Below are 2332 nucleotides of genomic sequence, written 5' to 3' on the forward strand. Positions count from 1 at the left end.
GTTTGTGGTAAACACCATTTTAAAGGAAGCTGATCTTTTTTGTCCGAACAGCGTTCGGATTAATTTTACAATCTACCATTATTTTTTCTTTTTTTAATTTACATTTTCAACTTACGAAACCGCTTGCATCACTAACTAATCTGGTCTATAATTCACGTGTGGAATGCTATTCCATATGTTTTTAAATGGTCAACTGTGAGCTTTCACAACAACTTGTAGTTCCTCACAGAAATATTGCCATAATCCTGTTTATCTATACGAGGAGTGAGTCTAATGAGTACAATCGCACATTATACTGGAATTGCTACAAACAAGGAATCTGATAGAGTTAATATTTCCTGCACGAGTGACGGATACAATCTCAAACTTGAGGGTCCTGCCCAATTTGGACGTGCAAATGAAGGGATGACTCCACTTAATGCTCTAATGTGTACGCTTGCTGCATGTAAATGTATAACGGCTCGAATACATGCCGAGAAGCAAGGGATCCATTTAAACGATATAAATGTTTCCTGTAGCGGCGTTCATGATGCGGCAGCTTTCTTTGGTGATAAAAATGCCATTCCTGGATTCACGGAAATTAGCACAACCTATCAGATCAAAGCCGATAACACACCAGAAGAAATCACACAATTTTTGAAATTTGTCGATCAAAATTGTCCAATCGGGTGCACATTACAAAATCCTCCAAAGATGAGCTCTACTTTAAAGTCATGGACGGATTAGAGCCATCTTTATTCTAGAAAAATAGATTCGATTATGAAGAAATTCCGAAGTGCTCCACAATCATTAGGCTTACTCGTCTAACAACTTTAGGAGCACTTTTTTTATGACCAAATACTCTTCAGAATTCAAAGTTAAATTAGTAAATGAATATTTTGATAGACAAATTTCTATACTTGGATTATCGAAAAAATATGGAATGCCTAGTAAATCACCGATTTATCGCTGGGTCCATGAAGCGGAAGCAAATGGACTTAATTATTTGATAACCAAAAAATCCCATAAAGAATATTCTCAAGATTTCAAATTATCCGTGATAGAATATCATAAACTACATGAGATCAGTCGCCTTAATACTGCAATTTATTTCAAAATATCACCTAGCCAGGTTAATTCATGGATATATAGATACAATCACTACGGTGTTATTGGATTAAGGCGTCGTCCCAGAGGAAGACGACCGTTAATGGCCAAGAAAAAGAAGAAGCAAACACGTTTAAATCCCACAAAAGAAGAGAAATATAAACAAGAAATTCTTGATCTAAAAGCTAAACTACATGATGCCGAAATGGACCGTGATATTTTAAAAGCACTAAAGACCTTGCGAGAAAACGATCCCAACTCGAAAAAGCAAAATTAGTCAAATCATTACTTAAAAAATACAAGTTGAACGAGTTATTAATTAAGGTCAATCTGCCAAGATCAACTTATTATGAACGCCTTAGTAAAACTGATAAAACAGATAAATACGCTCAATTAAACGAGTTCATTGTTAAAACATATCACGATTCAAACTCAACCTACGGTTATCGTCGAATCTGGAAAGAATCCCTCAAGGTCGGATTCAAGAATTCTCCAGAAACAATTCGGCATTTAATGACCAAACTTAAACTAAAAGTAGTTATTTTTTCAAAACATACATCTGGTTACTGTTCCTATAAAGGTAACCTTGGGAAAATAGCTCCTAATACACTCAAACAGAAATTCACTGAGACAGAACCATTAAAAGTACTACATACGGATGTAACTCAAATACGTTTGCGTAAAGACAAATGGGGTTATATATCCGCCGTGCTGGACCAGGCCAGCGGCGAAATATTATCTTATTCAATAAGTTTGAGCCCTAATAAATTACTAATATTAGATACTCTAGAAAAATTGAAGCAAAATATAGTTCCCTCTTTAAAGCCAATCCTTCACTCTGATCAAGGATGGCATTATCAACTTAAATATTATCGAGATACCCTAAAAACAATGGGTATTGAACAAAGTATGTCTCGAAAAGGCAATTGTCACGACAATGCCCCAATTGAGAGCTTCTTTAATCTGCTAAAAAGAGAATGTCTTTATAGGTATAATATCGATGACCTAACCGAATTAAAGAACTTAGTCGCTAAATATATCAATTGGTACAACAATAAACGTATTTCTTTAAAGAAAAATGGATTGTCCCCTGTAGAATACAGGGAACAATCCATGATTTTTTAAAACTTATAAAAATGTCTAACTTTTTTATTGCACTTCAAAGATGGGTTTGTGGTAAACACCATTTTAAAGGAAGCTGATCTTTTTTGTCCGAACAGCGTTCGGATTAATTTTACAATCTACC

At 34.8% G+C, this 2332-nt stretch carries 2 protein-coding genes and 1 pseudogene; all 3 read left to right on the forward strand.

Annotation, left to right across the window (positions count from 1 at the left end; all coding sequences use genetic code 11):
* Positions 1-273 precede the first annotated feature (273 nt).
* Entirely contained in the window at positions 274-726 is a 453-nt protein-coding gene (locus EKM64_RS11245; protein ID WP_125678560.1) for an OsmC family protein, read from the forward strand.
* Positions 727-829: 103 nt separating this feature from the next.
* The gene (locus EKM64_RS11250; protein WP_125678562.1) at positions 830-1363 is read left to right on the forward strand and encodes a helix-turn-helix domain-containing protein; all 534 of its coding nucleotides are present in this window, start codon (positions 830-832) and stop codon (positions 1361-1363) included.
* A gap of 5 nt (positions 1364-1368) precedes the next feature.
* Positions 1369-2211 (forward strand): annotated as a pseudogene (locus tag EKM64_RS11255) (IS3 family transposase); the annotation flags it as partial.
* Between the last annotated feature and the right edge of the window lie 121 nt (positions 2212-2332).

This window comes from Companilactobacillus keshanensis (assembly GCF_003946205.1).
In the GTDB taxonomy this organism is placed as follows: domain Bacteria; phylum Bacillota; class Bacilli; order Lactobacillales; family Lactobacillaceae; genus Companilactobacillus; species Companilactobacillus keshanensis.

Coding starts and splice junctions, on each gene's coding strand:
- EKM64_RS11245 (WP_125678560.1), top strand. CDS start 274: ATGAGTACAATCGCACATTATACTGGAATTGCTACAAACAAGGAATCT.
- EKM64_RS11250 (WP_125678562.1), top strand. CDS start 830: ATGACCAAATACTCTTCAGAATTCAAAGTTAAATTAGTAAATGAATAT.